20 protein-coding genes and 5 pseudogenes are annotated in these 25282 nt (G+C 71.5%); 12 read left to right on the forward strand and 13 right to left on the reverse strand.

Annotated elements, in window-relative coordinates; translation table 11 throughout:
* Positions 1–30 precede the first annotated feature (30 nt).
* Positions 31–1437, forward strand: coding sequence for an APC family permease (locus ABZV31_RS18890; protein ID WP_355894913.1), 1407 nt, complete (start codon positions 31–33; stop codon positions 1435–1437).
* A gap of 48 nt (positions 1438–1485) precedes the next feature.
* On the opposite strand, the gene ABZV31_RS18895 is transcribed toward ABZV31_RS18890, so the two are convergent.
* Positions 1486–1902, reverse strand: a complete 417-nt coding sequence (locus ABZV31_RS18895; RefSeq protein ID WP_355894916.1) for a GNAT family N-acetyltransferase — start codon at positions 1900–1902, stop codon at positions 1486–1488.
* A gap of 115 nt (positions 1903–2017) precedes the next feature.
* Between ABZV31_RS18895 and ABZV31_RS18900 the strand changes: the two genes are divergently transcribed.
* Both ABZV31_RS18900 and ABZV31_RS18905 read left to right on the forward strand, forming a co-directional pair.
* Complete coding sequence (locus ABZV31_RS18900; protein ID WP_355894918.1) at positions 2018–4669, forward strand: CocE/NonD family hydrolase; 2652 nt, start codon at positions 2018–2020, stop codon at positions 4667–4669.
* Positions 4666–5538 (forward strand): ABC transporter permease, encoded by an 873-nt coding sequence (locus tag ABZV31_RS18905; RefSeq protein ID WP_355894921.1) that lies wholly within the window; start codon positions 4666–4668, stop codon positions 5536–5538. The genes ABZV31_RS18900 and ABZV31_RS18905 overlap by 4 nt, the downstream gene beginning before the upstream one ends.
* 212 nt (positions 5539–5750) lie before the next feature.
* Here the strand turns inward: ABZV31_RS18905 and ABZV31_RS18910 are convergent, their stop codons facing one another.
* Positions 5751–6356 (reverse strand): chorismate mutase, encoded by a 606-nt coding sequence (locus ABZV31_RS18910; protein WP_355894924.1) that lies wholly within the window; start codon positions 6354–6356, stop codon positions 5751–5753.
* A 329-nt stretch (positions 6357–6685) separates the two neighbouring features.
* On the opposite strand from ABZV31_RS18910, the gene ABZV31_RS18915 reads away from it, so the two are divergent.
* The 7 genes and pseudogenes from ABZV31_RS18915 (at position 6686) to ABZV31_RS18945 (ending at position 9585) form a co-directional block, all read left to right on the forward strand.
* Positions 6686–6976 (forward strand): hypothetical protein, encoded by a 291-nt coding sequence (locus tag ABZV31_RS18915; protein ID WP_355894927.1) that lies wholly within the window; start codon positions 6686–6688, stop codon positions 6974–6976.
* A 454-nt stretch (positions 6977–7430) separates the two neighbouring features.
* Positions 7431–7493, forward strand: a pseudogene (locus ABZV31_RS18920) (hypothetical protein); the annotation flags it as partial.
* 173 nt (positions 7494–7666) lie between these two features.
* Positions 7667–7840 carry a hypothetical protein gene (locus tag ABZV31_RS18925; RefSeq protein WP_355895048.1) on the forward strand — a complete coding sequence of 58 codons (174 nt, stop codon included), beginning with the start codon at positions 7667–7669 and terminating at the stop codon, positions 7838–7840.
* Positions 7837–7914 (forward strand): annotated as a pseudogene (locus ABZV31_RS18930) (hypothetical protein); the annotation flags it as partial. The gene ABZV31_RS18925 and the pseudogene ABZV31_RS18930, both read left to right, overlap by 4 nt.
* A gap of 60 nt (positions 7915–7974) precedes the next feature.
* Positions 7975–8431: pseudogene (locus tag ABZV31_RS18935) on the forward strand (transposase); the annotation flags it as partial.
* Between the two features lie 406 nt (positions 8432–8837).
* The gene (locus ABZV31_RS18940; RefSeq protein WP_355894930.1) at positions 8838–9104 is read left to right on the forward strand and encodes a hypothetical protein; all 267 of its coding nucleotides are present in this window, start codon (positions 8838–8840) and stop codon (positions 9102–9104) included.
* 229 nt (positions 9105–9333) lie between these two features.
* Positions 9334–9585, forward strand: a complete 252-nt coding sequence (locus ABZV31_RS18945; protein ID WP_355894933.1) for a hypothetical protein — start codon at positions 9334–9336, stop codon at positions 9583–9585.
* A gap of 1194 nt (positions 9586–10779) precedes the next feature.
* On the opposite strand, the pseudogene ABZV31_RS18950 reads toward ABZV31_RS18945, so the two are convergent.
* Positions 10780–10923, reverse strand: a pseudogene (locus ABZV31_RS18950) (IS5/IS1182 family transposase); the annotation flags it as partial.
* Positions 10924–10984: 61 nt separating this feature from the next.
* Here ABZV31_RS18950 and ABZV31_RS18955 point away from each other — a divergent pair.
* Positions 10985–11671 (forward strand): hypothetical protein, encoded by a 687-nt coding sequence (locus tag ABZV31_RS18955; RefSeq protein WP_355894936.1) that lies wholly within the window; start codon positions 10985–10987, stop codon positions 11669–11671.
* Between the two features lie 56 nt (positions 11672–11727).
* On the opposite strand, the gene ABZV31_RS18960 is transcribed toward ABZV31_RS18955, so the two are convergent.
* Complete coding sequence (locus ABZV31_RS18960; protein ID WP_355894938.1) at positions 11728–12993, reverse strand: NAD(P)-binding domain-containing protein; 1266 nt, start codon at positions 12991–12993, stop codon at positions 11728–11730.
* Positions 12993–14252, reverse strand: a complete 1260-nt coding sequence (locus tag ABZV31_RS18965; RefSeq protein ID WP_355894941.1) for an ATP-grasp domain-containing protein — start codon at positions 14250–14252, stop codon at positions 12993–12995. The genes ABZV31_RS18960 and ABZV31_RS18965 overlap by 1 nt, the downstream gene beginning before the upstream one ends.
* Before the next feature lie 165 nt (positions 14253–14417).
* Here ABZV31_RS18965 and ABZV31_RS18970 point away from each other — a divergent pair, with 165 nt between their 5' ends.
* Entirely contained in the window at positions 14418–15611 is a 1194-nt protein-coding gene (locus ABZV31_RS18970) for a glycosyl hydrolase (protein ID WP_355894944.1), read from the forward strand.
* 32 nt (positions 15612–15643) lie between these two features.
* On the opposite strand, the pseudogene ABZV31_RS18975 reads toward ABZV31_RS18970, so the two are convergent.
* From ABZV31_RS18975 to ABZV31_RS19010, 8 genes and pseudogenes are all read right to left on the reverse strand, one after another.
* A pseudogene (locus tag ABZV31_RS18975) lies at positions 15644–16744 on the reverse strand (GNAT family N-acetyltransferase); the annotation flags it as partial.
* 192 nt (positions 16745–16936) lie between these two features.
* On the reverse strand, positions 16937–17593 hold the full coding sequence (locus tag ABZV31_RS18980; protein ID WP_355894946.1) for a lipopolysaccharide biosynthesis protein: 657 nt from the start codon (positions 17591–17593) through the stop codon (positions 16937–16939).
* The gene (locus tag ABZV31_RS18985) at positions 17590–18741 is read right to left on the reverse strand and encodes a glycosyltransferase (protein WP_355894949.1); all 1152 of its coding nucleotides are present in this window, start codon (positions 18739–18741) and stop codon (positions 17590–17592) included. Before ABZV31_RS18985 ends, ABZV31_RS18980 begins: the two co-directional genes overlap by 4 nt.
* Before the next feature lies 1 nt (position 18742).
* Positions 18743–19507: a polysaccharide deacetylase family protein gene (locus tag ABZV31_RS18990; protein ID WP_355894952.1), complete on the reverse strand. Its 765-nt coding sequence runs from the start codon at positions 19505–19507 to the stop codon at positions 18743–18745.
* Positions 19491–21314 carry a lipid II flippase MurJ gene (locus tag ABZV31_RS18995; RefSeq protein ID WP_355894954.1) on the reverse strand — a complete coding sequence of 608 codons (1824 nt, stop codon included), beginning with the start codon at positions 21312–21314 and terminating at the stop codon, positions 19491–19493. The genes ABZV31_RS18990 and ABZV31_RS18995 overlap by 17 nt, the downstream gene beginning before the upstream one ends.
* On the reverse strand, positions 21311–22663 hold the full coding sequence (locus tag ABZV31_RS19000; protein WP_355894957.1) for an O-antigen ligase family protein: 1353 nt from the start codon (positions 22661–22663) through the stop codon (positions 21311–21313). The genes ABZV31_RS18995 and ABZV31_RS19000 overlap by 4 nt, the downstream gene beginning before the upstream one ends.
* Positions 22664–22668: 5 nt before the next feature.
* A complete protein-coding gene (locus tag ABZV31_RS19005; protein ID WP_355894960.1) occupies positions 22669–24096 on the reverse strand; it encodes an exopolysaccharide biosynthesis polyprenyl glycosylphosphotransferase in 1428 nt (475 codons plus the stop codon).
* Positions 24093–25274: a glycosyltransferase gene (locus ABZV31_RS19010; protein WP_355894962.1), complete on the reverse strand. Its 1182-nt coding sequence runs from the start codon at positions 25272–25274 to the stop codon at positions 24093–24095. The genes ABZV31_RS19005 and ABZV31_RS19010 overlap by 4 nt, the downstream gene beginning before the upstream one ends.
* Between the last annotated feature and the right edge of the window lie 8 nt (positions 25275–25282).

Genomic DNA, 25282 nt, shown 5'->3' on the forward strand with positions numbered 1-25282 from the left:
TCTGTCGCACGAGTCGATCGGAACCGCCGTATGACCGACACGCTCCGCCCTGTCGAGAACGCCGTCATGGAGGCGCCGGACAGCCCCCAGAGCCCGCAGAAGCTCAAGCGCTCCATCGGGGTGGTCGGCGGCACGCTCCTCACGCTCTCGTGCGTGACGCCCGCCTCCACGCTGTTCGTGGTCGTCCCGGACCTCTTCGGCTCGCTCGGCACCGCCACGGCCCTGACGATCGCCATCGGCTCCCTCCTCTGTATCGCCGTGGCGTTCTGCTACTCGGAGCTGGGCACCCTCATCCCCAGCGCGGGCGGCGAGTACGCCATGGTGTCGACGATGGCCGGTCGGCTGGCGGGCTGGCTGGTCTTCGTGCTGTCCCTGCTGGTCGTCATGGTCGTCCCGCCGGTGATCGCGATGGGCACGGCGGACTACCTGGCGCCGATCGTGCACCTCGACCCGGCCTGGACGGGCGCCGGCGTGATGCTGCTGGCCACCCTCGCCGGTCTGCTGGACCTGCGCGCCAACGCCTGGATCACCGGCATCTTCCTGGTCCTCGAAGTCGTCGCGGCCGGGGTCGTGGCCCTGCTGGGCTTCGCGCACAGCCACCGCGGCGTCGGCAGCCTGGTCTCGATGCAGGTGGCCGGTACGGACGGTCACACGGACACCGTGACGGCCATGCTGGTCGTCTCCGGCCTCGCCATCGCCCTCTTCGTCACCCAGGGCTTCTCGACGGCCGTCTACCTCTCCGAGGAGCTGGAGCACCCGCGCCGCAACGTCGCCCGCACGGTGCTCGCCACCCTCGCCATCTCCTCCGTGATCATCCTGGTGCCGGTCGTCGCCATCACCATGGGCGCCTCCGACATCAAGGAGCTCACCGGCGGTGACCTCAGCAGCATGGTGACCGCCTGGTCCAACTCCGCCGTCGGCGCCTTCGTCAGCCTCTGCGTGGCCCTGGCCATCGTCAACGCGGGCATCGTCATGGTCATCCAGAACTCCCGCGTCCTGTTCGCCTCCGCCCGCGACAAGGCCTGGCCCGAGCCGGTCAACAACGTCTTCTCCAAGCTGGGCCGCTTCGGCTCCCCGTGGGTCGCCACGCTCGCGGTGGGCATCCCCGGCGCGGTCCTGTGCTTCGTCAACCTGGACACGCTGTACGGCGTCACGGGCGTGTCCGTGACCGGCATGTACCTGCTGGTCGCGATCGCCGCCCTGCTCGCCCGCCGCGGCTCCCACAAGCACACGCCCGCCTGGCGCATGCCGCTGTGGCCCGCGATGCCGATCCTGCTGATCGCGGTCCTGGCGTACATCCTCAGCCAGCAGGAGGTGAGCTACCTGCTGTGGACCGGCGGCATCACCGCGGTCGCCACCCTGTACTGGGCCTTCTACCTCCGCCCGCGCCGCGACACCCGCTGGCTGGTGTCGATCCCGGAGGACGCGCAGGCGTAGTCCTGGCAGGCCGCCCGGTTCGGGTGAGGTCCCGGCGGGCCGCCCGGCTCAGGTGAAGTCCCAGGTCACCACATTGCACGTCCCGTCGTCCTTGCCCCCCGTGCTGCGGTAGGCGGCAAGGGCGACGTCGTTTCCGGCGTCGACCAGCACCCACATCCCGTAGCAGCCGAGTTCGCGGCCGAGGGCGGCGAGGCGCTCGACGAGCGCCCGGCCGATCCCCCGGCGCCGGTACGGCTCGGCGACCGCGAGCTCGTACAGGAACATCTCGGTGCCCTTGTCGGGATGGATGGTCTCGATCCCGCTGACGAAGCCGACGGGCGCGTCCGCGTCGTCCTCGTGGGCGAGGAAGAGGTGGTGCCCGGTGGCGGTCAGGAAGCGCTCGGCCCACTCGGTGCGGACCGGGTTGTCGAACAGGTGCTCGGCAGCGGCCACTTCGGCGACGGTGGCGGCTCGGCGAATCTCCATGGGTCTTCGTACCACGGCTGCGGTATGCCGTGTCAGTGCCGTACTCCCACAGGAGGGGCGGGAGTTCGGTCCGGCGGCTGCATCGGTTGTCGGCGGCGGCCCGTACCGTGGAGGCATGGATCTTCGACTGCCCGGACCGCGTGGGCTGCTGCGGAGGCCGCGACGCCTGATCGCCGCCGTGGCCGCCGTCGTCGTGCTCGCCGGTGCCGGGACGTGGACGGCGGCCGTCGCCTCCGACGACACGCGCACGGTGCGCCGCACCGACCGGGTCATGGCGGTCGACGGGGTGCGCCTGGACACCTCGTACTTCACCTCGCCCTCCGCCGGCCGCCGCCCGGCCGTCCTGCTGGCGCACGGCTTCGGCGGCAGCAAGGACGACGTACGGCAGCAGGCGGAGGACCTCGCCAAAGACGGGTACGCGGTGCTGACGTGGTCGGCGCGCGGCTTCGGCACGTCCACGGGAAAGATCGGGCTGAACGATCCCAAGGGCGAGGTCGCCGACGTTTCGAAGCTGATCGACTGGCTGGCGCGACAGCCCGAGGTCGAGCTCGACAGGCCCGGCGACCCGCGCGTGGGCGTGGCGGGCGCCTCCTACGGCGGCGCGGTCTCGCTGCTCGCCGCCGGGTACGACCACCGGGTGGACGCCATCGCCCCGGCGATCACGTACTGGAACCTCGCCGACGCCCTGTTTCCCAACGGCGTCTTCAAGAGGCTCTGGGCGGGCATCTTCATCAACTCCGGCGGCGGCTGCGGGAAGTTCGAGCCCGAGCTGTGCCGGATGTACGAGCGCGTCGCCGAGTCGGGCAGGCCGGACGCCGAGGGGCGCAAGCTCCTGGAGGAGCGCTCGCCCTCCGCCGTCGCCGGCCGCATCAAGGTTGCGACGCTCCTGGTGCAGGGCCAGTCCGACTCCCTCTTCCCGCTCGGCCAGGCCGACGCGGCCGCGAAGGCGATCCGCGCCGGCGGCGCCCCGGTCGACGTCGACTGGATCGCGGGCGGTCACGACGGCGGCGACCTGGAGACCAGCCGGATCCAGGCGCGTGTGAAGACCTGGTTCGACCGGTACCTCAAGCGCGACAAGGGCGCCGACACGGGCCCGGCCTTCCGCATCACCCGCACCGGAGGCATCGACTCCACCGACGGGGCGGCCCTGCTGCGGGGCGCGAGCGGGCAGACGTATCCGGGGCTGGAGAGCGGACAGCGGTCGGTGGCGCTGACCGGTGGCGAGCAGCGCTTCCAGAACCCGGCGGGGGCCAGCCCGCCCGCCGTCTCGTCGCTGCCCGGCCTCGGCGGCTCCGGCGGCCTCGCCCAACTGTCGTCGCTCGGCGTCGGCGTGTCGCTGGACTTCCCCGGGCAGTACGCGCGGTTCGACTCGGCACCGGTGAGCGGCGACCTGCGGATCACCGGATCGCCGACGGCGACCGTCCATGTGACGTCGACGAGCGACGACGCGGTGCTCTTCGCCAAGGTCTACGACGTCGGGCCGGGCAGCGCGCGGCCGGTGCTGCCCTCACAGCTGGTGACCCCGGTCCGCGTCGAGGGCGCCAAGGCGGGCAGGGACGTGACGCTCACGCTCCCGGCGATCGACCACGAGGTGCAGAAGGGCCACCGGCTCCGCCTGGTCCTCGCCTCCACGGACCTCGGCTACGCCTCCCCGGCGGCCCCGGCGACCTACACCGTCTCCCTGAAGAGCGACCTGAAGGTCCCGACGGCACCCGGCGTGACCACCGCGGCGGCGCCGCTGCCGGCATGGGTGTGGTGGCTGCCGCTCGCGGGCGCGGTGATCGCGCTGGCGCTGCTGCTGACGGCACGCCGCCGCACGGCGACCCCCGCGCCCGACCCGGAGCTGGCCGAAGTTCCGCTCCAGATCACCGACCTGAGCAAGCGGTACGCGAAGTCGGCGGACCGGTACGCGGTGCGGGACCTGTCCTTCCGCGTGGAGAAGGGCCAGGTGCTCGGCCTGCTGGGGCCGAACGGCGCGGGCAAGACGACCACCCTGCGCATGCTGATGGGCCTGATCCGCCCGGACGGCGGCGAGATCCGCGTCTTCGGCCACGCCGTCCGGCCCGGTGCGCCGGTGCTGTCGAGGGTCGGTGCCTTCGTCGAGGGCGCCGGCTTCCTGCCGCACCTGTCCGGCCGGGAGAACCTGGAGCTGTACTGGCGGGCCACCGGCCGTCCGCCCGAGGACGCGCACCTGGAGGAGGCCCTGGAGATCGCGGGCCTCGGCGACGCCCTGGCCCGCGCGGTGCGCACGTACTCCCAGGGCATGCGCCAGCGCCTCGCCATCGCCCAGGCCATGCTCGGCCTGCCCGACCTGCTCATCCTCGACGAGCCGACCAACGGCCTCGACCCGCCCCAGATCCGCGAGATGCGCGAGGTGATGATCCGGTACGCGGCCGGCGGCCGCACGGTGATCGTCTCCAGCCACCTGCTGGCGGAGGTCGAGCAGTCCTGCACGCACCTGGTGGTGATGGACCGCGGCCGTCTGGTCCAGGCCGGCCCGGTGGGCGAGATCGTCGGCTCCGGGGACACCCTGCTCGTCGGCACCGCGGCGCCCGTGGACGCGCCCGTGGTGGAGAAGGTGGCCGCCCTGCCGGGCGTGGCCTCGGCGGTACGGACCGAGGACGGCCTCCTGGTCCGGCTCGACCCCGGCGGCACGGCCGAGCGCCTGGTCGTGGAGCTGGTGCGGCTCGAGGTGCCCGTCGCGTCGGTCGGCCCCCACCGCCGTCTGGAAGACGCCTTCCTCACCCTGATCGGAGGCTCCGCATGAGCACGCTCGCCAAGCGCAAAGAGCCCGTCGAGGTCGCCCCCGGCTACCGGGCGGGCCGCACCCTGCCCCTGCGGGTGGAGCTGGTGCGGCAGTTGAAGCGGCGCCGCACCCTGGTCATGGGCGGGATCCTGGCCGCGCTGCCCTTCGTCCTGGTCGTAGCCTTCGCGATCGGCGGCGACCCGGGCGGCCGCAACGACCGGGTGACGCTGATGGACACGGCCACCGCGTCCGGCGCCAACTTCGCCGCGGTCAACCTGTTCGTGTCGGCGGGCTTCCTGCTCGTCATCCCCGTGGCGCTGTTCTGCGGCGACACGGTCGCCTCGGAGGCGAGCTGGTCCTCCCTGCGCTATCTCCTCGCCGCGCCCGTGCCGCGGGCCCGCCTGCTGTGGTCCAAGCTGGTCGTCGGGCTCGGGCTGAGCCTGGCGGCGATGGTGCTGCTGCCGGTCGTGGCGCTCGCCGTCGGCACGGCCGCCTACGGCTGGGGCCCGCTGCAGATCCCCACCGGCGGCGCGCTGGACACGGGCACCGCGACCCAGCGGCTGATGGTGGTCGTGGCGTACGTCTTCGTCTCCCAACTGGTCACCGCGGGCCTGGCGTTCTGGCTGTCCACCAAGACCGACGCACCCCTGGGCGCCGTCGGCGGCGCGGTCGGGCTGACCATCGTGGGCAACGTCCTGGACGCCGTCACGGCCCTCGGCCACTGGCGCGACTTCCTGCCCGCGCACTGGCAGTTCGCCTGGGCCGACGCCGTGCAGCCGCACCCCGAGTGGTCCGGCATGATCCAGGGCACTGCGATCTCCCTCACCTACGCCCCCGTCCTCTTCGCCCTGGCCTTCCGCGGTTTCGCCCGGAAGGACGTGGTCTCCTAGGCCAACGGAGGATCACCCACCGGTTTCGACGGGCCCCGGCCGTGGCCGCTTCGCTCCATCCGCAACGCTCCGTGGCGCATCCCCGGCCCCCTCCCACGTCACGGTCACAGGCGCCGCCCCACACACAGGCGGCAGGTGACCCACCGAGGGGGCCCGGATGCACCGGACGGAGACACACGCGCTCATCAGGTCTCCTTGGAGCTGCTGCCGGCTCAGCCCCCGCACACCGACGGCAAGGCCCACACCAGTCCCTTCACATGCAGCGCGTCCAGCCGGTGCCCGTGCGCCGACCGTGCCGCGGCCACCCCCAAGCGCGGCCCGCACGACGGCCCGGCCCGCAGCCCTTCCGTGTCCCGCAGCGCGGCCAGCAGCTCCGTGGTCATCCGGTCGAGCGCAGGCCGCACCTCCTTGACGAGGTCGGGGCGCTCGATCGGCCGCTTCTCCGGGTGGGCGTCCCAGCGGGCGTAGAGGCCGCGCTGCACCAACTTGTTGGCTTCGATCTGGTCGCGGAAGACCGCGGTCACGGCGTCCGGGTCGAGCCCGAGGCCGACGGCCCGCGCGGCGACGTCGTCCAGGATCTGCCGCTCGCGCACCGGATCGTCGATGGGCGTGTCGGTGCCGTACTTGGCGGCGGCCATTTTGTCGGCCAACAGCAGCCGCTCGGCGAACAGTTCGGTGAGCGGCGCGAGGCCGGGCGCGAGGGTGGCCGCCCGTACGGGAGTTGACTGCACCGCGGTGGCCGGGGCGGCGCCGGCGAGGGTGACGGCCGCCGTGGCGCAGACGGCGACGAGGGCGGACCGGAGGCGTGGGAGGCGCACGTGGGGTTCCCTTCCGTGGGGGTCGAGCGGCGCCGGGCCGTCGCCCCGCGCCGTGCCGCAACGTATCGACCGGATGGAACTGCTGGAGCTTTCGGCGGCAGTTTCGAGTCCTCGCTGCCTGGCCTCTTCTGCGCTGGTCTGCTCACGGCGACCGGCCCCGCCCTGTCCGGAACGGTCGCCAACTGCTGCAGTGCGGTCCGACTCCGATTGTCCTAAAAGGTAGATAACTGGATGAGTGGTACTCAATCGGGTGTGTCGGGAATGAGGGGTTAAGAGAGGCGCGTGTTATCGTCTGTGACGAGTCGGGCACGGTCCGTAAGGAGGGTCGTGTGCGTGAAGAAATCGGAGACGCGATGCACAAGCTCAAGAAGGCCGCGGCCGTAGCAGTCATGGTCGGCGGCATTGGCCTTGTCGGCGGCGGGGTTGCCAGCGCCAACGGAGGCCACCACCACGACGACCCGTTCCCGCATGACGCCGTCATTCACAACCTGCAGCCCGTGGAGTGCGAGCAGTCGTTCGACGGCGGCTTCGCCTACGTGCCCATCACCGGGGTGGTCATCGGCGACAACCAGCAGAACATCGGCAACTCCTGCACGGTGATCGGGTCCATCGGCGACTGATTCCAGGACGCCGTGGAGAGTTGGCTCTCGTACCTCCAGTTTCGAGACCCGCTCCTCAGTCCTTGCCGTGTCGGACGCCCCATCACGGGGAACCGACGGACCCAGCGGGCGGCAGAGCAGCCTGAGGGTGACTGTGCCCCGGGGGAGCGTTGAACCTCCGGGGTGCGAACAGAAAGTGCCTCCGACCGGTGCGAATGAGGACATTTGAGGTCCTTGTTCAGTACCTGTCGGAGGCACTCTGGTTTGGGTCTTCGGGCGACCGATGGCCACCGGTGGGACCACGTGCCGCACGACATGTTCCTCAGACTCAGCTTGCCCTGGCGTCCCGGCGCGGGCTCGCACCGAATCATTCGTAGGACAACGTCGGCATGGCCGTCCACCATGCCTCGGCCGGCTACCGCGGCCAGGGCAAGACCGATTCCGAGGAGCCCACCTCATCGCCGACCAGGTCCGAATGCGCCAGGATCTCGGACTGCTGCGGCCGGGCGACGAAGTCGCCGTAGACCTGCGCATCCCTACCTCCCGGCACCTGGACCTCGTCAACGACCGCGCCCGGCAGATCAACCGGCTGCGCGAAACAACTCCTGGAGATCTTCCCGGGCCCTGGAGCAGGTTCTGCACCTCACGGCCAGTGGCCCGACAGCGGAAGCCCAGCACACCGCTCTGCCCGGTGAGAAGCCGACGGCCACCATGGTGGCCCGGCTCGCCGAGGGCGTGCTGGTCCTGGATGCAGAGATCGCCGAGCTGGATGCGCTCATCGAGGCCCGCTTTCACCAGCACCCCCACGCTGAGGTGATCGAGAGCCTGCCCGGCAGGGACCCCGGCTTGGTGCCGAGTTCCTCGCCGCCACCGGGGGCAACCTGACCGCCTTCGGCACCCCGGACCGGCTGGGCGGCTTCACCGGACTGGCCCCGGTACCGCGCGATTCCGGTCGCGTCCACGGCAGCATGCGCAGGCCCCACCGCTACCACCGCGGCCTCCTGCGGGCCTGCTGCGCCGCGCCGCGCCTGGCCCATCTCCTGGGCGACCTGCCCGTGGAGGCGTTGGGCCGGCTGCGCTCGGACCGGGTGATGCACCGGCCCGTGACGCGCACCACCGCGCTGCCGCACGGCGGCCGGATCGCCGGGCGCGGGCCGGAGTTGTCTGGCCAAGCCCGAGACCTGGGGTGATCCGGACGCGGCGACGGTGCAGGCCGCCGAGCGGTACGGGCTCGCCGATGCCATGGGCTGGGACCGTATCCATCCCCGCACGTGGCACCTTTCCGCATGGATCGGCCACGACGGTGAACTGCCCGTCAATCGAGGGCAGTTGTGGCGCCTGCAGGTAGACCGCCTGCCTGGTGCCGCAGACCCGCTGCCGGTGTGACCGGACCTGGCTGATCATCGCCGCCCACACTCAGCTCCGCTCGTCCGTACGCTCGCAGACCTTCGCCGTGCCTGGGAGCGGCACGCTGAACCCGCTGCCTCACTGCCGCCCGCGTTCGGCGGGAGTTTCGCAACCTCCACGGTCTTCGAACCGAGGCTCAGCCGGATGGACGTGCTGGAGCTTTCGGTCCGCGAACGCCTGCGTACCGCGCGCTCGGGCAGCACCCCGGAACGCAACCGGGGTTCGAGTCCTCGCCCGCCAGGCCTCCTGTGCGCCGGTCTGCTCACGGCGACCGGCCCCGCCCTGTCCGGAACGGTCGCCAACTGCTGCAGTGCGGTCCAGCGGCACTGGTTGTCCCAAAAGGTACATAAGTCTATTAGTGACACTCAATCGGGTGTGTCGGGAATGGTGGGTTAAGAGAGGCGTGTGTTATCGTCTGTGACGAGTCGGGCACGGTCCGTAAGGAGGGTCGTGTGCTGAAGAAATCGGAGACGCGATGCACAAGCTCAAGAAGGCCGCGGCCGTAGCATTCATGGTCGGCGGCATTGGCCTTGTCGGCGGCGGGGTTGCCAGCGCCAACGGAGGCCACCACCACCACGACGACCCGTTCCCTGACGTCGCCATCAACAACCTGCAGAACGTGGACTGCGAGCAGTCGTTCGACGCTGGCACCGTCTTCGTGCCCGTCAAGGGGTTGGTCGCCGGCGACAGCTCGCAGAACATCGGCAACTTCTGCACGGTGATCGGGACCGTCGGAGACTGATTCCAGGACGCCGGGAAGTCGGGTCTCGTACCTCCAGTGCGAGACCCGCTCCTCAGTCCTTGCCGCGCCGGACGCCCTGATCAATCTGTCGGCTCGGGCTGCAGGGAAGAGGGCCAATAATTCGCGGAACAGGGGATGTCGAGGCAGCAAGAGCTCGACGTCCCCTTTGCTGCGCTGGTTGAGGTCACAACGTTTCGTAGTGGCCGCGAGTCAACACATGGAGATACGCGTGCGCAGGTTCAAGAAGGTCATGCTGGTGACAACCGTTCTCGGCGGCGTCGGCCTGACGGCTACCGGGGCCGCCCAGGCCGCGGACTGTGGTGGTGACCCGCCCCACACTGCCATCGACAACGCGCAGCTTCTGGATTGTGAACAGCAATTCCAATCCGGCCTGATCACGATCAATGCCCCGGTCGCCGTCCTCGGCGACAGCGTTACGAATATCGGCAATTTCTGCACGATGGTCGGTCAACGCCAGTGATCGGGTGACCGTCCGGCGGCTGGTTCAGGGGGCGAGTCTGGGCGAGTCCTGGGGCTTGTCCCTTGGACGCCGGCGGGCGTACCGCTGGCTCGATGCCGAGGGGGTCGTGGTCTCCGTGAGGGTTGTGTCGAGCGCGCCTTGGTGATGGCCATGGGTGAAACGATTACCCTGCCGCGTTGTCCGGAGACAGGGAAGGTGTTCCTCCGTACTGAATCCGAGGCAGGTTCTGGTTCATCAGGCAGCCGCTGATCGAAAAGATCCCGGACTGGATCCAACGCTATTCGCATTGCTGATACTGGAATTTCAATGGATTTCATTTTTTGGGCCAGCCCGGAATGTCTGGAAGGCGGAACCAGGCAGGCAGAAAGTCGTTTCGGGGGCATAGTCGTAGGATGACGAGAAGACCTGAATAGAAGCGGATCCTTCCGTGTGTACGCAGATTCGAAGCAATACCGGCAGCGGCCGTCCTCCCGATGGCCGCTGAATCTTTTGCAGGTGTCCGGGAGTGACGGTTTTCTGTGAACGCGGATTCATGCCCAGTGGGCCGGCAGCGCTTTGGATTCGCTGATCGTGCGATTCTCGACCAGTGTGCTCGGTCGTTAATCCGTCGGCGGTATGCAGCGAGCTTGTCGATGATCTGGCGGAAATCACATCTTGTGAGTTCGCTCGAATGTCATCCGATCAATGTAATTCACATCAGCTGCCGTGCAGGGCTATTTGGGTGAATTTCGGTGGTTGTGCGCCCAAAAGGGTGCCGTCTGCTTGATGGGGGATTTCCTGCTGATGCAACATCGATTCCATCCTTCTGTTGAAGAGGAGGTGAGTCGAATCGCGCCTCGGAGGGAATATGAGTGATACGATCATCTTGCCGCGTTGTCCGGAGACAGGGAAAGCATCGTTCCGCACTGAATTCGAGGCGAGGATCTGGCTGATCAAGCAGCCGCTGTTACAGAGAATCCCCGACCGTATCTACCGATGCTCGGATTGTCGCTACTGGCACTTCACTGGATCCCATCACTGGACCAGCCAGAAAATCAAGTGGCAACGAAACTACGGCAGGCGTGAAGCCGCTTCCCGGCGCAACGGTAGGAAGAGGGGGAAGAACTGACGAGCCAGTCCGTTCGCTCCCCGCCTGCTCGGAACCGAAGCAATGTCCCAGCACGTAGGACACAGTCTTGGGGCTTGCACGTGGCCGGAGTCGACGATGCAGCGCGACCGGTCGAGCCGCGACGCGGCGTTCAGTCCGGCGAGCAGGATCTTGTGCAGTCGCTGCCGGATCCGCCCCTTTCCAGGCCCCAGCCGGCGTCGGCATGTGATGCCCGACCCGAAGCCCGGGCCGGCTTTTCCCACTTCTTCGATCAGAAAGACGACTAGATTGCGACAGAACCTGAGCAGGGGAATGATCGTGGCCGGCGCCGCGACGAGCATCCTGTCGCTGTACGTCATCCCGGCCTTCGCGGACTCGCCCTCCGAGGGGACCCTGGGGGTATTGCTCGGCGCCCTGTCCGGCCCCAGCGTTTCTCCCGCTCCGGTGGACGGTCCCGCGAACGCCTGCCCCCACGCCACCGGCGTGAGTGCCGCGCCCGGCCCGTCCTACGGGGACTCCTGCACCAGCGGGCCGGACTCCCACGGTTCGCAGGGTGCTGCCCAGGACGCCGACCACGGTGACGGCCGCGAGCACGGCGGCCACGGCCCCGACAGTGGTCACGACGGCGTCGTCGGTTACGACGGTGACAGTGGTCACGACGGCGTCGTCGGTTACGACGATGACGGCGGCTACGGTGACAACCCGGACACACCGGGAGGCGACGGCGACACACCGCCCACGAGTCCCCCCACCACGCCGCTGGCGTCACCGCCCACCACCCCTCCGCCGACGGCGACGCCGCTCACACCGGAGCCACCGGCCACCCCGCCCACCACGCCGTCGGCGAAGCCACCCGCCGCCGGACCCCCGGCGCAGCCGCCCTCCCTCGCCCACACCGGCGATGGGGAGCTGGCGATCGTGGGCTCGGGCGTTGCCGCGCTGCTGATGACGAGCGGCGTCATCCTGTACCGACGAGGCCGAGCTGCGTCCCGTTGGTAGTGCTCCGCTCCGGGTGCCGGACCAACCGCGTCCGGCACCCGGAACCACCTTTTCCGTCAGCGGCGTACCTCCGACGGTGCTTCTGTGCGTCCCCGGCCCACCGGTGCCGGGACCGTCCCGGCGGGCGGGGTGGTGCGCAGTCGGTGGCGTACCCCTTGTACGAGCGTCGGCGCTGTGAAGGTCGCGCCCTGGACGAAGCGCATGGCCGGGCCGAACGCGGAGGCGGTCGGCAGGCCCGCCAGGAACAGCCCGGGGTGTGAGGACTCGAAGTTCCGCCCGACCGCGGGGGAGCCGTCGGCCGCCGTCGCCAGGCTGCCGCGCAGCTCGGCGGAGAGCAGGCCGAGCCGGTCCAGGGTCGCCCGGAACCCCGTGGCAGCGATCACGTGTTCGGTCTCCAGGGGGCGCGGCTCCCCGTTCCGGCTCACCGTCTCCAGCCGTACGCCGCCCGGCACCGCACGGGCAGCGGCGACCTCGCGGCCGAGCAGCACCTCCACCGCCGGCTCGACCCGCTGCCGTACCCACCAGGCGCCTGCCGGGCCCAGCGCGGTGGCCGCGATGCGGGCTCGGGACGACTCGGGGAGGCGGCGGAAGAGGCCCGGACGCTCGGCGTAGAACCAGTTGCGCCAGCCGCAGCCGAGGCCGCTGTGCGGGGAGCGGGCCGACTGCCACCAGGGACGCTGCCAGGGCGGCGGCACGTCGTTCCAGCACAGCCGGTCGGCCCGTGCCAGTACCCGTACCCGCGTGCCCTGTTCGGCGAGGAGTGCCGCCGTCTCCAGGGCCGCCTGGCCGCCGCCGATCACCGTGACGTCCCTGCCGCGAAAGCGGCCGAGGTCACTGTGGTGGCTGCTGTGCGAGACGAGCGCGGGGTGCAGGCCGCGCAGGGGGGACGGGACCTCGACGAAGGGCATGACGCCGACCGCCAGCGCCACCGTCCGGGCGCGCAGCGCCTCCCCGTCCTCGGTGACCGCCTCGAAGCCGACGGGGTGGGCCGCAACCCGGCTCACCATGCGCTCGTCCACCTGGGGCACGGCGTTGCGTGCGAACCACAGGCCGTACGCGGCGAACGTCGGCACCGGAATCGGCTCCGCGTGACGCGCCGTCAGGCCCTGGGTGGCGCAGTACGCGTCCAGACGCCAACGGCCGTCCGGATCAGAGAGGTTGGAGGCCCACGGCTCGGACTTCAGGAACATGCCGCTGGGCATGTTGTCCCGCCAGGACGCCATGGGCCGCCCGAGGACGCGCAGGTTCAGCCCGGCGGCCGCGGCGTGGGATGCGATGGACAGGCCGTAAGGGCCGGCGCCCATCACCAACAGGTCGTACATCAGCTACTGCTCGCTTTCTCGTCGTCGGTCAGGGACGGCGCGGTCGCCTGGTGAAGCACGCGCGCCGGTGCGGGTGCCGTCGCGGCCGCGCGTAGCCGCTCGCGCAGCCGGCGGGACACATGGCGGCACCACAGGGCCAACATCGCCCGGCCGGGAGCCGGGTCGTCCGGGGCGTGCCAGGCCAGTTCGCGCCCGCGGGGTGCCGGTCGCAGCACGGCGAGCGGCGCGTAGTTCTCCACCACGAACGCCCTCCCGACCAGCGGCGCCCCCTCCGGCAGCGGACGGTGCGTCAGGTCGAGGTGCAGGGCGCGTACGACGTCCAGCCCGGCGGTGTCGGCGAAGAGCCGGAACTGGGCGCCGGGGCGTGGGTTGAAGTCGAGCAGGTGGTAGCGGCCCGTCGCGCCGCAGCGCCGGAAGTCCATGTCGAAGACGCCCCGGTAGCCCAGTTCGCCGGTGAGCCGCTCGGCGAACGCCTGCACCTGCGGGTTGGGCGTCCAGCAACCGACCGCGGTCAGCCCGGCCCCGCGCGGCCAGGCCTGCCGCTTGCGGCCGCAGCCGCCCCCGCGCACGGCGCCGGAGCGGTCGGCGTACCCGTGGAAGAACCAGTCGCGGTCCGCGCCCGGCGGCAGATACTTCTGCAGCAGCAGCGGGCTGCCGGCCTCCTCGGTGCGCAGATACAGTTCCCGGGCCTGCTGCGCGGAGTCCACCAGCACTGTGCTGCGCAGGCCGCTGTCGGCCGGCAGCAGCCAGGGCCGGCTCCACTTCGCCACCATCGGCAGACCCAGCTGCGAGGCGGCGCAGGCGGCCTGCGCCGGGCTGTCCGGGACCAGCGTCACGGGATGCGGGATGCCCGCGGACGCGCACACGGCGGCCAGTTCGGACTTGTCGGCGACGCGTTCGAGGAGCGCGCCGGGCGCGGCGGGCAGTAGATAGGAGGGCGCGAGTTCCTCGCGCATGCCGCCCACGGCGACCGCGCTCGCGTCGTCCATCGGGACCAGGACGGCGGGACACGCGATCCGGGTGGCAACCCGGCGCAGCGCGACGGCGATGTCGCGGGGGGAAGCCCCGGGTGGCGGCGGGGGATGCATTTGCCGTACGAAACGCGATCTGGGTACGGGACTTCCCGTGGAATCGGCGATCACATGCACCTCCACTCCCGCTCTGCCGAGTGAGCGCACGGCCCCCAGCGTTCCGTGGTGAAAGGGATTCCGGTCGATCCGCAGCAGAACGGCGGGGACGCGGGTGTCGAGCAGCGACACGGACTTTATTCCTTCGGTCGGCTCACCCGTGTGGGCGAGCAAGGTACTCGAAAGCCGTAGGGGTAGTGGCGATTTGCCATTTCATGTGACTGACTTTATATGACGGAGCGTCAATAAAGCCGAAACAACGGCAGAAGAAGACAGAAAGCGGAGAAAGGAGCAGGCATGGACCCACAGCAGTGCCGGGCCCGGACCCGGTGGCTGGCGGTCGTCGCGGCGACGATCGCCGCCTCGGCCGCGCTGGCGTCCGGTCCCGGTGTCGCAACGGGGACGGTGCGCCTCACCCCGCCCGTCCCTGAGCCTGCGAAGCTGGCCTCGCCGGCGTCGCCCGCCACTGGGGCGACGACCCCGGCGCCCGGGAAGGGCCCAGCCTTCGGTGCCTTCCTCGGCTCCGGAGCCCGGGGCGTGGCACACCTGGCGCACCTCGGCCGCTGGCTGGGCGGGGCCAACCTGCGCGTCGGCCACACCTATCTGTCCGGCGACCGCTGGAGCAACATCGAGGGTGCCCCCGGCTTCCTCGATGTGTGGGCGCACTGGCGCAGGGAGAAGGACGATCGGATGCTCGTCCTCAACGTGCCCATGCAGGAGCGCAACGAGGAGGGTGTCTCCGACGCCGAGGTCCGGCTGCTGCTGCGGCAGGGCGCGGCCGGGCAGTTCGATCACCACTTCCGCGCTCTGGCCGAGCGGCTGGTTGCGTTGAAGGTGCCGGACACGGTGCTGGTGCTCGGCTGGGAGATGAACGGCATGACGTACACCCATCGCTGCGGGCCGGACCCGGAGGCCTGGAAGAAATACTGGAACAGGATCGTCACCACCATGCGTTCGGTGCCGGGCCAGAAATTCCGGTTCGACTTCGCGCCGAGCCGCGGCCGGGACGCCGTTCCCTGGACGCAGTGCTATCCGGGGGACGGCACGGTCGACATCATCGGAATGGATGCATACGACCAGCCGCGAGGGCTTTCGTTCGACGAGCAGGTGAAAGAGCCCTATGGACTTCAGGCACATGTGGAATTCGCAAAGTCGCATAATAAGCCTATCTCCTATCCCGAATGGGGGCTCTTCCGCAACGGTGACAACGCCGAATACATGCGCCGAATGCTCGCGTGGATGGACGAGCACAAGCCGCTTTACAACGCGCTGACCGACTACTGCCCGCATGGTGTCTGGCAGTGCGCGGCCAACCCCAGTTCGTCCCGGGTCTATCGGTCCGTCCTCTTCGGCCGCGCCGACGAACTGGCCACGGTCACCGCCGCCGTCGCCGTGTCGACCCCGGAGGGCTGCTCGCCCTTGAACCTGGGCGAGTATTGGCTCGGCGGGGGGCTGTGCCTGCGCCTCGACGGGTGGTCGCGCACCCGATAGCGGCCGCCGGTGACGGCGGGTCCTGGGTCGGGCCCGCCGCCACCGGCGCGTTCCCGGAGGCGGCGCAGCAACTCCTTGCCGCGCCGGCGCGCGGCCACGTCCCAGACCACCGGCCACATCAGCGGGGCCGTGCGCCGCCGGGCCAGCACCAGCCGCTGGTTGACGACCGGTTCGGGGCGCCAGTGGTGCTTGTAGGACTCGTTGCCGCGCAGCAGGCTCAGCGTGCTCAGCCCGCTGGTACCCGTGAGCCGGGTGCACGCGTCGAGGAGCATCACCGCCACGTCCGCCTTGCGTTCCCGCAGACGCGGATGGGCGCCGTACAGATAGCCGCCCGCGAGCCGCCGCGACAGCAGCGTCAGGTCCACAGCCACCACGTCGCCGTCGAGCCGGAACTCGGTGACCACCGCGTGGCCGGAGCGCACCATCGGTTCCACGGAGCGCACCAGGTGCTCGCAGAAGCGGGTCTGCAGGTGCTCCGACGTCACCTTCCGTCCCTGCCACTGCAGCCGGTGCAGTTCGAGCAGCCGCCGCAGCGCCGCGTCCACCTCGTCCGGCCGTACGACGTGCTGCTCCACGCCGAGCGACCTCAGCTTGCGCAGTTTGGCGCGCACTCGCTGGGCCTTGCCGGACGGCAAACGCGACACCAGCTCGTCCATGCGCAGGGCGGGCAGCTCCAGGCACAGCGAGTCCCGCATCCGGAGGCGCGGACCGCTCCAGCAGTCGTAGACGCGCTCGACCGCGCTGCCCGGCCGCACCTCGCGGAAGTCGATCAGCGCGGTGCGGGCGACGGCCGACAGTCCCTCGGCGAGCGCGGCGGCCGCCCGGTCCGCCCGCTCGTCGTCGATGAGGACGTCCCCGTAGTCGGAGATCGACCCGCCGAGCGGTACGAGCGTGGGCACCGGGCCGCGCCGGAGCATCAGGGGCGCGGCGGCGACGAGTTCGGCGCCCTCACGCACCAGCACCAGCCGCAGCCGGCCGGGTCTGCCGTACGACAGCCACCACGAGTGCAGCCAGGTGTGGCTCTGGAAGGGGGTCGCCGTGCCGCAGCGCCCGTACAGCCGCCCCCATTCCGGGGCCAGCTCGGCGAAGGCAAGCTCGTCGGTGACGAGTTCGGTGGAGTATGCGGGACTCACCGGGTGATCCGTGCACACGTCCGGTACCACTGGCGCGTGCGGCGCGAGAGCCAAGCCGGCACAGCAACCTCCCGTCATGGGGGAACCGGGCTGGTTCCAACCCGGCTGATGTTGATCGCGTAGGACTCGTTCGCTCGCCGAGCGAACGAGCGGCGTGAGCCAGAAACCCCTCTTGTTCGCAGGCACGAGGGTTCAAAGCTGTCCGTGCATGTCGGCGGCGACGGCCGGGCCCGGCACGGATGCCGAGCGCCCGGCCTCCTCCTTGGCCTTCCGGGGCCGTACGAGCAGCACCAGGCTGCCGAGCAGACCGCCCGCGCTCGTGCCGACGACACCGGTCACCGTCGGCGACGCGGACGTCGGCTCGGTCGGCCGCACCGCCCGTGTGAACTGGACGAGGCCGACGTGGGTGCTGCCCTTGGTGGCGTTCGCGCGCCGGGTCAGCGCGCGGGTGACCGCGTTGGCCATGTCGGCGGCGCGGCCGGGGCGCGCGGAGCTGGCCGAGACGGCGACCACCGGCGCGTCCGGCGAGGTCGCCGTCCGCACGTTCCGCTGCAGCGTCTGGACCGGCACGCCCGCCCACACCTGCGCGTCCCCGAGCACCGCGAGCTGCGTGGCGGCCCGACCGTACGCCTGCGCGAAGCCGAGTGCGGAGGCCGTGTCGGACTTTTCGGTCGGTACGACGACGATGTAGCTGGTGGCCGTGTACGTCGGGGCCCTGAGTTGCCCGTAGGCACCGCCGAGCAGGCCGCCGACGAGCGCGCCGGCCGCGAGCGGCAACCAGGGCGGGAGGGGCCCGGTGCGCGCCAGCCGGCCGAACAGCCGGCGGAGTCGGGTGGGGTTGTCGGTCATGACGAAGTGACTCCCTGAGGTGAGCGGGACAACGAGCTGGACGCCGCTGCCGCGTACACGTCCATGAGCCGGGCGGCGCTGCGGGTGATGCTGTAGCGGTGGGCGGCGTCCGGGACCGTACGCGGCCGCGGGCCGGCCGCGCGGACCTCGGCGACGGCACGGGCGTAAGCCTCGGGGCCGCCGTGCACGCGCCGGGCACCGGCGGCGGACTTCGGGGGCAGGTCCTCGATCGCCGGGCAGGAGGCGTAGAGCACGGGCAGGCCGGACGCCAGGGCCTCCACGACTGCCAGCCCGAACGACTCTTCCAGGGACGGCGAGGCGAGCAGATCCATCGCGGAGGTGAGCGAGGGCAGGTCGGGGCCGGGGGAGCCGTCGGGGACGTAGGGGCGTTCGCCGGTGAACAGGACGCGGTCGGCCACGCGGGCCTCGTGGGCCGTGCGGCGCAGGACGCTCTCTTCCGGGCCCCCACCGACCAGCAACAGCCAGTGGTCGCCGGGAAGTCGGGCGACTGCCTGGATGAGGACGTCGAAGCGCTTGCCCGGGGTGAGCCGGCCGATCCCGCCGACGACGTAGGCGTCCTCCGGCAGGCCGAGGCGCCTGCGGGTGAGGTGGCGCCGGGACAGGTCGAAGCGGAAACGGGCCATGTCGATGCCGTTGGGAACGACCTCGATGCGTGGGGCGGGCACGCCCCAGCGTCTGAGACGGTCGGCGACCGTGGGGGAGACGGCGACCGTGGCGGAGCCGAGGCGCTCGCTGGCGAGATAGAGCGCGCGGACGCCCGCGGTCAGCTTCCGGCCCTCCATCTGGGAGTCGCCGAGGGAGTGTTCGGTGGCGACCACGGCCCTGACGCCGGCGAGGCGGGCGGCGAGCCGGCCGTAGACGCAGGCGCGATAGAGGTGGGTGTGCACCAGGTCGTAGCCGCCCGCGCGGATCAGGCGGACCAGGCGGGGGAGTGCGTGCAGGTCGCGGTTGCCGCCCATGCCGAGGTGGTGTACGCGGACGCCGTCGGCGACCAGCCCGTCGGCGACGGTGCCCGGGTTGGTGAGGGCCACCACCTCGCAGTCGACGGGGAGGTGCCGCAGCAGCAGGCGGAGCTGCTGTTCGGCGCCGCCGACGCCGAGGCCGGTGATGATGTGCAGGGCCTTCATGTCACATGCCCTCCACCGGGTGTCGGCGCATCCGGTGCAGCCTGTACTTGAGGTGGAGCCGCCAGGCCGTGTCGTTCTGGCCGATGTGCAGACGGGGGAGGGCGTGCGGGCCGGTCAGGGGACCGGGGTCGATGGCGCAGGCGTAGGCGTATCCGGCGTCGCGTACGGCGGCGACGGCCCGCCCGTCGACCGTGCCGTACGGGTAGCAGAAGCCGTCGACCGGAGCACCGATCAGCTCCGCCAGCAGTGTCCTGCTGTCGGCGACCTCGGCCTTCAGCGTGACGTCGTCGGCACGGGTGAGATCGATGTGCGTCAGCCCGTGCGAGCCGATCTCCACGCCCTCGGCAGCCGCGCGCCGGATGCCGTCTGCGGTCAGCAGCGGCTTGCGCGGACCGAGCGGGTCCCAGGAGTTGACGCCGCCGAGCCGTCCGGGCAGCGGGAAGAGGGTGGCACCGAAGTTCCAGCGGTGCAGCGCCGGAAGGGCGTGGGCGAGGAAGTCGGCGTATCCGTCGTCGAAGGTGAGACCGACCAGGCCTCGTCCCTTCCCCCGGGCGCGGGCGGCGAACAGCTCGCGCAGGGACACGCCGCGCAGCCCGCGCCGGTGCAGCCAGGCCAGCTGTTGCTCCAGCCGCTCGGGCGTCACCGTGATGCGGTACGGGTCGTCCGAGCAGTCGCCCACGGAGTGGTACATCGCCACCCACGGGACAGGGCCGGGGCGCGCCGCGGGGCGGCTGCCGGTGCGGACGGAATCAATGGAAACGGCCATGTGTCAGCCTTCGTGTGACGGTACGTACGGAATGGAGTGCGGATGTGCAGCCCTGGGCGCCCAGGGCCCGGCCGAGCAGGAGGAAGACGGCGGTCACGGTCACGCAGCCGACCGCGAGGCCCGTCACCGGGGACTCCGGCCCGCTCGCGGCGAACGCCCCCGCCACCATTGCCACCGCCGCCGCCCGCAGCGGCCTGCTCAGCTCGGCCAGCACCTGCCGGGTACGGATCGGGACCCCGCGCGGGCTGCTTCGACGCGCGGCTCGCCCACGGGGTGCCACAGCCGGTGTCGGGACCGCGACCGTGCTCAGCCCGTCGGGCCGCCGCACTCCCCCGCTCTCGGCTTCGCCCGGGCGGGGCGACTCCCATGCACTCGGGACACCGGCGTGCCCCTTCGGCACACTCGCGAGGCCGGCGAGCAGCAGTGCGGCCGTGACGGTGATTCCGGCGGCGTTGGCGGCGGCGATCCCCGACACACCCCAGGAGTCCACGGTCACTGCCCCGATCCAGGAGGTTGCGACGATGCCCGTGGCCATCGCGCCGACCGGATACCAGGTGGGCCGCCCCGCCGAGAAGTACGAGCGGGTCAGGGTGCCCACCAGGGTCTGGCCCAGCAACCCGAAGGCGTACACACGCAGGACGACCGCCGTCGCCGCCGTGTCCTGCGCGGTGAACGCGCCCCGCTGGAAGAGGAGTTCGATGATCTGCGGGGCACAGGCGACCACCACCGCCGCGCCGAAGAGCACCAGGCAGGAAGCCAGCGCCAGGTCCCGCTCCACGCGGGCGCGGGCCCGCTCGGTGTCGCCGTCGGCGAGCGCCCGCGCCACCACCGGGAAGGTGACGGTGCACAGCATCAGCGAGAGCGTCATAGGGATCTGGGCCACCTTCTGCGCGTAGTTGAGGTGCGAGATGGCCCCGGCGGGGAGGGTGGAGGCGAGGAAGCGTTCGATCAGGACCTGGGACTGGCGGCACAGGGCGAACAGGAGAACGGTGCTGATCAGGGCAAGGTTCATCGGGCGTGCCTCGGCCTCGACCTCGGCACCGCTGGAAGCGGGCGTGCGCCTCTTCAGCTGCCGCCACAACGACGGAAGTTGCGCCGCGACCATCAGGCAGCCGCCCACCGCGACCCCGGCCGCCGCCGATCGCACGCCCCAGCGTCCGCCGAGCAGGAACATCGCGGCGATGATGCCGGTGTTGTACGCGACGTAGATCGCCGCGGGCGCCAGGAAGCGGCGGTGCGCCCGCAGGGCCGCGCTGCAGTACCCGGCGAGCCCGAAGCTCAGCAGGCACGTCGCCGTCAGCCGGGTGCAGTCGGTGGCGAGGCGCGGGTCGGACAGGCCGGGTGCCAGAACCTGGACCAGGTAGGGGGCCCCGCCGGCGATCAACGCGGACACGGCGACGAAACCGAAGGCCAGGCGGGGCAGGGTGCCGGCGACCAGGGAGCGGACCGGATCGCCGAGAGCACCCTGGGCGCGCCGGGCCAGGGCCGTGCTGAACGCCGGGATCAGCGCGATGGCCAGCCCGTCCTCGATGAGCAGCGTGGCGGCGAACTCCGGCACCGTCCAGGCGACCAGGAAGGCGTCCGTCTCGCTGCCCGCCCCGAACAGCCGGGCCAGCGCCTGGTCCCGCACCAGGCCGAGCAGCGACCCGGCGACCGACAGCGACGCCGTGATCAGGGCGGCCTTGGCGAGGAACCTCCGGGTGACACCGGTGAGGTCTGTGCGGTCCTTGGCCTGCGGCGCGGGTACGGCCGCCCCGTCGGTCCGAGATCCGGGAGCCCGCGGAATCCGCGGAGGTGTCACTGTCATCGCGCCACGGCCTCCCCGACGCTCCCGAGCACCGGAACCGGCGTCACGGCCCCTGCCTCGTCGCTCCCGGCCAGCGCCCACCACGCCACCAGCCCGAAGCACACGGCGGTCAGCACTGTGGAGGAACCGCCGATGTCGGCGTACACGAAGTCGGTCAGCTGCCAGACCAGCAGCCCGCAGGCGACGAGCCCGCAGTCGAAGCCGCCCGCCCGTGACGTCCGCGCCCGGAACAGGCCCCGCAGCCCGCACACCAGCAGCGCCAGCCAGCTCCCGGCGAATGCGAACAGCCCGATCAGGCCCTGCTCGCTGAGCGCCAGCAGGTACATGTTGTGCGGCGACAGCAGCGGCTGCCTCCGGTACGCGGCCCCCGCGCCCTCCGTGTCGCTGCCTGACGACAGCGCCGGTGAGGCGTGCCCGTCCCGGTACTCGGGGAAGCCCTTCAACCCGACGCCGCTCAGCGGGTGTTCGCGCCAGATGGCGGTCGCGGCCGCCCACATCGTGTACCGGTCGACGACGGACTGGTCGGGAGCGTCGGTGACCTGTTTGATGCTGTCCATCCGCTCCTGCAGCATTGCTGTGCCGACGCCGAGGCCGCCCACCAGGACCATGCCCGCGGCGGCCACGGCCGCAGCCACCTTGAGCGCGCGCCGCAGCCCGGCCAGCACCAGCTGCACCGCACAGGTCGCGGCCGTCGCGATCCACGCGCCCCGGCTGAAGGACAGCGCGAGCGGCGGCAGCAGCGCCAGCGCGCACCCGACGGCGACCCCCCGCTGGCGTACGGACGTCCGCCCGAGTGCGAGACCGAGCGCGCACACCAGGCCGACGGCGACCACCGTCGCCATGCCCATCACGTCCTGCGCCCCGAAGGTGCCGACGGCCCGGATCTCCTCGCCCTGGTAGGAGGCGCCGGTCCGGGTGACGTACTGGTGCACTCCGACGGCGCCCTGCCACAGGGCGAGCCCCACGAACGACCAGGCCAGCAGCCGGAAGTCGCCCCGGTTGCGGATCAGCAGCAGGACGGCCGCCGGGACGAGCACGAAGATCTGCAGATAGCGGCCCATGCCGGTGATCCCGGCTCCGGGCGAGGACGCCCCCATGGCGGCGAGGGCGAGCCCGACGACCGGCAGGCCCAGCACCACGGCGGCCGTACGCGACAGGGGGCGCCGCCGGTCCCGTGCGAGGCGGCTCGCGCAGAACAGCACCACGAGCCCGGACACCGCGTCGGCGGGACCAATGCCGCCCTCGCCGCCCAGGGTGTGCGGCAGCGCCAGCAGGGCGAGCACGGCCACCACGGGCAGAAGCGGCGCCGCGGTGATGTGGCGCGTCAGCGGGGTCAAGACATGGCTCACTGCGGTCAGCTCCCCGTCGGACGCACGAGCGCGGCTGCGGTGCGCAGCAGGATGCAGATGTCCTGCCACAGCGACCAGTTGTCGATGTAGGCGTTGTCGAACCGGCAGCGGTCCTCAATCGAGGTGTCGCCGCGCAGCCCGTGGATCTGGGCGAGGCCGGTGATGCCGGTCCGCATGCGGTGGCGGGCCGTGTAACCCGGGTAGGTCTGCCCGAACTGCGTGACAAAGTACGGGCGTTCGGGCCGCGGGCCGACCAGGCTCATGTCGCCCCGGAGCACGTTCCACAGCTGGAGCAACTCGTCGAGCGAGGTGCGCCGCAACATGCGGCAGAACCCGCGCATCTCGTACTCGTTCGCCACGCTCCACCGGGTCGCCGACTCGTGCTCGTCGACCGGGCGGTGAGTGCGGAACTTCAGCAGCGTGAACGGCTTTCCGCCCTTGCCGATCCGCTCCTGCCGGAACACCACGCCCGGCCCGTCGCTGATCCGCAGCGCCACCGCGCACGCCAGCAGCATAGGGCTGACCAGCAGCAACAACGTCCCCGACACGAGGATGTCGAGCATCCGCTTGCCCGCGCTGCCGCGGCGCGCCGCAGACATCTCCAGATGCCGGCAGGAGAACCCGGCCAGCCGCTCCTTCGCCGCGTACGACGGAGAGTCGGCGTCGACCTCCCACACCACGCAGCCCGACTCGGCCAGGCCCCGCAGCAGCGGCCCTTGTTCGGCCCGTACGGAGGGGTGGACGGCCAGCACCGCCCGCACCCCGTTCTGGATGGCCGCCCGCTCGATCTCCTCACCGGTCGTCAGCACCGGCAGGCCCCCGCTGCTGTCCGGGTGCTCCGCGACGATCCCCACCGGGCGCACCCCGCACCCCGGGTGCCGCAGCACGGCCGCGGCCACACGCTGCGCGGTCGCCGCCGGGCCGATGACGAGCGCGGCGCGCGGGTGGCGCAGCAGGGCGGCGCGCCACCTCGCGTGCACGGCGCCGCGCAGCGCGCAGCTCACCGCCGCCTGCACGGCGAAGCCCGCCAGCAGGGTGCGGACGGACAGCGCGGGCTCCGGCCGGTACGCCGCGACGAGCGCCGCGAGTGCCAGCCAGGCCACCGCGGTCCGGCCGCAGACGGCGGGCAGTTCGTCCAGCACCCCCGGCGCCGACGGGCGTGCGCGGTGCGGGCGCAGAAGCAGCGACGCGGCCAACAGTACGGCCACGGGGAGTGGGTGGAGCTGGGTTCCGGTCAGCGTGAGGGCGCCCAGCAGGGCGGCCGCGCCGTCCGCGACGAGCAGCGGCACCGGCGAGGCCGACCGCGCGGGCGGTCTGCCGGCGGGGGACCGGAAATTCGGGGCGGCGCCGCGGGGCGGCATGACTGAGACGGGTGAGAGTCCGTGGTCCCGGGGCGGTGTGCCGGGGGAGGGGACGGTGCTTTCCGCGGTCACGAGTGGATGGACTCCCTGTGCTCAGTGGGCGCTACGCGTGTTGCGGGCCGAAGGCCGATCAGGTCGCGGTAGACGTGCGTGACCGCCTCGGCGGTGTGCCGCACGTCGTGCGTGGACAGGACGTAACGGAGCCCCTGGTTGCCGAGCGACTCGCGCAGCAGCGGAGCGAGGAGCAGTTCGGCGACGGCCCCGGCCAGCACCGCCGGGTTCTCGGGCGGGACCAGGCAGCGCCGGGCGAGCGAGGGCGGCAGGCTCTCGCGGGCGCCGTCGACGTCCGTGATCACCACCGGACGCCCGCAGGCCATCGCCTCCAGCGGGGCCAGTGCCATGCCCTCCCAGCGGGACGGCAGAACGACGAGATCCGCGGCCTGGTACCAGGGGACGGCGTCGGCGACGGCTCCCGCGAACAGCACGGACTTCGGCGCGCGTGCCCGCAGCCGGTCGCGGTCCGGCCCGTCGCCGACCAGGACGAGACGCGCGCCGGGCACCCTGTGGGCGACCGCACTCCACGCCTTCAGCAGGACGTCCTGTCCCTTCTGCCGGCACAGACGCCCCACGCAGACGACGAGTGGTGCGGCGGGATCGACCTCGCGCAGTGGCTTCAGCCGGGCCCGTGCGGTGTCGACGGGGGCGGGGTGGAAGCGCTGCAGGTCGACGCCGTTGGGGATGACGCTCCACCGACCGCTGATCCCGGCGCACACGCCGGTCGTGCGCTCTGCCTCGCTCACGCACACCACCCGGGAGGCCCAACGCGCCCCCCACCGCTCCCACGCCAGCGCGAGCGCCGAGGTGACTCCGCCGATGGCCTCGAACGACCATGCGTGCGGCTGGAACACGGTGGGGATGCGCCCCCGCACGGCGAGCCGCCCGGCGAGCCCGGCCTTCGCGCTGTGGGCGTGCACCAGATCGGGGCGCACCTCATCAATCACGTGTGCGAGGTGTCGTACCTCACGGACGAGCGACGGACCCGGCGACCGCGTCGCGTGCCAGTGCCGTACGTCCGCGCCCAACGTCCGGAGTCTTGTGATGAGCGTGCCGTCGGGGCAGGCCACCGTGACGGCCAGACCGGCCGCGAGCTGCGCTCGTACCAGGTCCGTCACGACGCGGGCGACCCCGCCGTCCACGGGCTGGGTTAGGTGAAGGACCCGCGGCCGAGGGTCGGTTGCTGACAGATGCATGTGCGATG

Source organism: Streptomyces sp. NPDC005202, assembly GCF_040608235.1.
In the GTDB taxonomy this organism is placed as follows: domain Bacteria; phylum Actinomycetota; class Actinomycetes; order Streptomycetales; family Streptomycetaceae; genus Streptomyces.